This is a genomic window from Streptomyces sp. ADI95-17, assembly GCF_003846175.1.
Lineage (GTDB): Bacteria > Actinomycetota > Actinomycetes > Streptomycetales > Streptomycetaceae > Streptomyces > Streptomyces sanglieri.
Genome location: NZ_ML123048.1, coordinates 508,353 through 513,290 on the forward strand (window position 1 = coordinate 508,353; position 4,938 = coordinate 513,290).

Below are 4,938 nucleotides of genomic sequence, written 5' to 3' on the forward strand. Positions count from 1 at the left end.
GATCGGCCAGGCGGCCGGCACGGCGGCGGCACTCTGCGCCACCGGGGACGTCACCCCGCGCGAACTCCCCGTACCCGAGCTGCACAGGGCGCTGCTGCGCCAGGACGCCTCGCTCATCGGCCTCGCCTCGACGGACCCGGAGGACCTGGCCCTGCGGGCGACGGCCACCGCGTCGTCCACCTTGAGCGGCCTGGCGGTCGAGGACTCCGACGAACTGTGGCCGCTCGCGGCGGACGCCGGACTCGTCCTGCCCGCGGACCCGGACCTCTCCGGGGTGGAGCTGCTCGTCGACGCCGACCGCGACACCGAGATCGTGATCGATCTGTACGATCCCGAACTCGGCCAGAACTACGTCCCGCGCCGCCTCGTCGCCTCCGTCACCGTCCCGGTCGCCGCCGGTGCCCGGCAGTGGGTCAGGACGGGCCTGGACTGGTCTCCCGAAACCCCGCGCAACGCCTTCCTGGTCGTCCGCGCCAACGACGCCCTCGCCCTGCACCGCTCCGACCGTCCGACCCCCGGTGTCCTGTGCCTCACACGCGTCCCGCTGCGCCCGTCGGACGAGTCGCCGCAGCCGCTGCGCGAGTGGACGGACGCGGGACTGCTGCGCCGCACATTCTGCTTCCGTACGGGAGAGACCGCGGCCTACTCCCCCGCCAAGACCACCGACGGCTATGCCCGCCCGTACGCGGGACCGCACATGTGGGTCTCCGCACCGCTGGCGGACGACCCTTCCCCCTGGCTCGAACTGGCCTGGCCCGAACCGGTGACCCTGGGCCGGATCGAGGTCATCGCCGACGACGACGTCAACGAGGACCTGATCAACCTGCACCACCACCGCACGCCCTTCGACACCCTCCCCACCCTCCTTCGCGACTACCGCGTCGAGGCACTGGATACTGACGGCACCTGGCGCGTCATCGCCCGTGCGGCGCAGAATCGGCGGCGGCGCGAGACGCACACGCCGGCGGAACAGGTCACCACATCGGCGATCCGGGTAATCGTCGAATCCACCAACGGGGCGGCGTCGGCGCACATCGTCGCCGTGCGCGCCTACGAGTAGCAGCACCGACGCAGGAGAGTGACTGGATGGCCGCAAGAGTGATGGTCACCGGGGCCGCCGGACGGATCGGGCGAGCGGTCCTCGCGCTGCTCGCCGAGCGCGGGATCGAAGTGAACGCCCTGGTCCTCGACGACCCCGGTGACCTCGCGGCGCGCCTGGTCGTGACCGGTGACGCCGCCGACGCGAAGACCGTGCGGGCGGCTCTGGAGGGCGCCGACGCGGTCATCCACCTGGCGGCGATCCCGACTCCCGCACGCAACACCGCGTTCGAGGTCTTCGCCGGCAACAGCCTCTCCACCTTCACCGTCCTGGAGGAGGCCGGCCGGGCCGGGATCCGGCATGCGGCGGTGGCGAGCTCCTGGGGGGTCACGGGCCTGCCCTGGACGGACGTCGAGGATCCGCATCCGCCGTACGCGCCGGTCGACGAGGCGATGGCCTCCCAGGTGGCCGATCCCTACGGCCTCTCCAAACAGGTCGACGAGCTGACAGCGCAGATGATGGCGCGACGGCACGGGATGAGTGTGGTGTGCCTGCGTTATCCGTACGTGGGCGGCTTCGAGGAACGGCTGCTCGCGCACGCCGCCCGGCTCACGGCCGACCCGGCCGCGGGGGCAAGGGATCTGTGGACGTACCTGGAGGTCCATGACGCGGCGAGGGCCGCGCTGCTGGCCCTGGACGTACCCGGCCGTGCGGCGCACACGGTCCACCTCTGCGCCCCGGAGATCGTCGTGCCCTACCCGACGGAGGAACTGCTGCGCCGCTACCACCCCACCACCGTGCTGCGACGCCCGCTGCCGGGTCGCACGGCGCCGGTCGACACCTCGGCCGCGCGCAGGCTGCTCGGGTTCACCGCACAGAACCTCCTCGGTGAGGGGGCCGTCACCCCGCAGTGAGGGCGGCCGGGCGGGGCTGCCCCGTATGGGCTGCGTGAAGAGCGGGGCGAGCGGCGTATGGACACCGGCAAGAGGGCCGTTGCTCCGTCGTACGGCGTTCAGCCTGTTCCTCGACCTGCTCACTCGGAGGAACCAGCACCATGGCCATACACACGGGCAAGCCGAACATCGCGGCAGAGGGCGTCGGCACGGAGGAGCCACCCGGGACCGGGGCCGGTGAGCGGCACAGGCTCACCGCGCTCCAGGGGCTCGCCGCGCTGTCGCTCGACGCGATGGCCTCGGTGGCGTACGGCCCCGAGGCCATCGTGCTGGTGCTGGCGGCCGCCGGGGCCTACGGGATGGGGTTCACGCTCCCCGTCACCCTCGCCATCGCCGCCCTGCTGGCCGTGCTGGTGGCCTCGTACCGGCAGGTCATCGCCGCGTTCCCGGACGGCGGCGGCTCGTACGCCGTGGCCAGGCGGCACCTGGGGCGGCGCACCGGTCTGGTGGCGGCCGGCTCGCTGATGCTCGACTACGTCCTGAACGTCGCGGTCTCCGTCACCGCCGGTGTCGCCGCACTGACCTCGGCCTTCCCGCAGCTCTACGGCGAGCGGACCTGGATCTGCCTGGGCGTCCTGGTGCTCGTCACGGCCGTCAATCTGCGGGGCGTGGTCGATTCGGCCAGGGCGTTCCTGCTGCCGACCGCCCTGTTCGTCGGCTCGATCCTCGCGATGATCGTGGTCGGTCTCTTCCGCGACGGCCCCGTCAGTACCGCTTCGGCCGACGGGCATGCCACCGCGCTCGGCCAGGGCACCACCACCGTCGGGGCCCTGCTCCTGCTCAAGGCCTTCGCCGCCGGCTGCTCCGCCCTCACCGGCGTCGAGGCCGTGGCCAACGCCGTGCCGTCCTTCCGCGCCCCCGCCGCCCGTCGCGCCCGACGTACCGAGGTGGCCCTCGGTGCCCTGCTCGGCGCGATGCTGATCGGCCTGTCGGTACTCATCGGCCGTTTCCACCTCCAGCCGGTCGAGGGCGTGACCGTTCTGGCGCAGCTCGCCGATGCCTCCTTCGGGCACAACGCGGCCTTCTACGTGGTCCAGTTCGCCACCATGGTGCTGCTGGCGCTGGCCGCCAACACCTCGTTCGGCGGGCTGCCCGTCCTGATGAGCCTGCTGGCCCGCGACAACCACCTGCCGCATGTCTTCGCCCTCAAGGCCGACCGCCAGGTGCACCGCCACGGGGTGCTCGCGCTGGCTGTCGTCTCGGCTCTGCTGCTGGTCCTGTCCGGCGGTGACACGAACACCCTCGTCCCGCTCTTCGCGATCGGTGTGTTCGTCGGCTTCACCATCTGCCAGGTCGGCATGGTCCGGCACTGGTACGGCGGGCGAGCCAGGGGCCGGCGCGCGAAGGCCGCACTGAACGGCTTCGGTGCCCTGCTGACCGGCGTTGCGGCGCTCGTCGTCACCGCCACCAAGTTCAGCGAGGGGGCCTGGGTGATCGTTCTCGCCCTGCCCCTGCTCGTTCTCGGATTCGAGCGGGTCCATCGCGCCTACGGCAGGATCGGCGAGCGGCTGGAGCTGGGCCGGGTCCCGGAGCCGCCGCGGCGTGTCCACTCCTTGGTCGTCGTCCCTGTCTCCGGGCTGTCCAGGCTGACCTGCAGGGCCCTCACCGCCGCCCGTTCACTGGGCGACGAGGTTCTCGCCGTCACTGTCACGCTCCCCTCGCCCGAGGACCGTCGTACGGCCGAAGCCCTGCGCCGTGACTGGGAGTTGTGGAACCCGGGGGTCGAGCTCGTCGAGCTCGCCCCGGCGACCCGCGCCCTCGGCCGCCCCGTCTCCGGTTATGTCCGCGAGCTCACCGCCGCCCACCCCGCCTCCCAGGTCACCGTGCTGATCCCGGAGACCGAGCCCGCGCATCTCTGGCAGCGCCTGCTCCAGAACCAGCGCGGCTCCGTCGTGGCCCACGCCGTACGCCGTGACACCGACGCGGTGATCTGCCGGCTCCGCTTCCGGCTCACCGACGACGCGGCCGTCGCCGGAGGCGAGAGGGGCGCCGGGGAGGAGGGCGCCGGCGGCGACCGGCGCTGACGGCGGCGACACGCGGTGGCCCGCCCCCGCGTGCGCGCCGCCCGGCATCAGTGAGTCGTCAAGTTCCCCGCCCGCCGGTCCCGCCCCGGCCGCGCCGGACGCAAGCTGGAAGGCAGGGAGGCTCCGCCGAGCCCTGCGAGGTGCGTCATGAGGTCTGGCCTGCGGGTCACCGCCGCCGTGCTGGCCGGGGTGCTGGCCCCGTTGCTCCTGGCGCTGGCGCTGATCCCCTTCCGTACGAGCGTCACGCACACGAACGCCGCACTGCTCCTGGTGGTCGCGGTCGTGGCCGTCGCGGCGCTCGGGAGCCGCCTCGCGGGCGCCGTCGCCGCGCTGTCCGCCGCCGCCTGGTTCGACTTCTTCCACACCGAGCCGTACCAGAGCTTCCACATCCAGGACCGGGCCGACATCGAGACCGCCGTGCTGCTCCTGGCCGTCGGGCTGATCGTGTCCCAGCTCGCCGCACGGGCCCGGACCTTCAAATGGGTCGCGATCACGGACGCCTCCCACCTGGAGCGGCTGCACGGTACGACGCGGATGGCCAGGTTCAGCAACTCCGCCGACGATGTGGTCCACCGTGTCCGGCAGGAACTGATCGAGGTCCTGGAACTGCGCGCGTGCCGCTTCGAGTACGGGGCTCTCATCGGGCGTCCGCCGCGTCTCGACCCGGACGGCAGCGTGTATGTGCCGGGCTGGATCTGGGACGTGGACCGGCAGGGCTGGCCGGACGGCGAGATCGAGCTGAGGGCCACCGTCCACGGCCACTACCAGGGACGCTTCATGATGACGCCCGAGCCGGACGCGGCCCCTCCGCCGCTGGAGGCGCGTCTGGTCGCCGTGGACCTGGCGGCCCAGGCCGCCGCGGCGCTGGATCTTCCCGCGCCGGAGCGGTCCTGATTCCGCGGGGGTACGGGCCCGGCCGCTT

The 4,938-nt window shown here is 72.7% G+C and carries 3 protein-coding genes and 1 pseudogene; all 4 read left to right on the forward strand.

The annotated features are described in order from the left end of the window. Nucleotides 1-1,060: pseudogene (locus EES42_RS25360) on the forward strand (pyridine nucleotide-disulfide oxidoreductase); the annotation flags it as partial. Between the two features lie 26 nt (nt 1,061-1,086). After that, entirely contained in the window at nt 1,087-1,953 is an 867-nt protein-coding gene (locus EES42_RS25365; protein WP_241196580.1) for an NAD-dependent epimerase/dehydratase family protein, read from the forward strand. Between the two features lie 140 nt (nt 1,954-2,093). Beyond that, nucleotides 2,094-4,016, forward strand: coding sequence for an APC family permease (locus EES42_RS25370; protein ID WP_124720553.1), 1,923 nt, complete (start codon nt 2,094-2,096; stop codon nt 4,014-4,016). 147 nt (nt 4,017-4,163) lie between these two features. After that, nucleotides 4,164-4,910 (forward strand): DUF4118 domain-containing protein, encoded by a 747-nt coding sequence (locus tag EES42_RS25375; RefSeq protein ID WP_124720554.1) that lies wholly within the window; start codon nt 4,164-4,166, stop codon nt 4,908-4,910. The last annotated feature ends 28 nt before the right edge of the window (nt 4,911-4,938 follow it).